This is a genomic window from Dellaglioa sp. CoH-57-MRSF-21 (assembly GCF_056781915.1).
On sequence record NZ_JBXAXU010000153.1, the window covers coordinates 1 to 294 of the forward strand.

At 51.0% G+C, this 294-nt stretch carries 2 tRNA genes; both read right to left on the bottom strand.

What is annotated here, in order from left to right:
- Window positions 1-14 precede the first annotated feature (14 nt).
- Window positions 15-90, bottom strand: a tRNA-Thr gene (locus tag AC1RPQ_RS08360).
- 72 nt (window positions 91-162) lie between these two features.
- Window positions 163-236 (bottom strand) — tRNA-Gly (locus AC1RPQ_RS08365).
- Between the last annotated feature and the right edge of the window lie 58 nt (window positions 237-294).

Here is a 294-nt window from a genome sequence, read left to right on the forward strand (position 1 = left end):
CACAACAATAAAAATGGTGCCGATTGCAGGACTCGAACCCGCGACCAACTGATTACAAATCAGCGGCTCTACCAACTGAGCTAAACCGGCAAGTGCGTGGTGCCCGTGGCCTAGGAAACCTAAGCACCACACTGAACGTACATCACATTACTTTACTAAGTCTGGAGCGGGTGAGGGGAATCGAACCCCCGTCTTCGACTTGGAAGGACGCTGCTCTACCATTGAGCTACACCCGCAAATTAGACTGCGGTTCACCCACAGAATATGGACTTGGCGCTACTTTCCATTTGTACT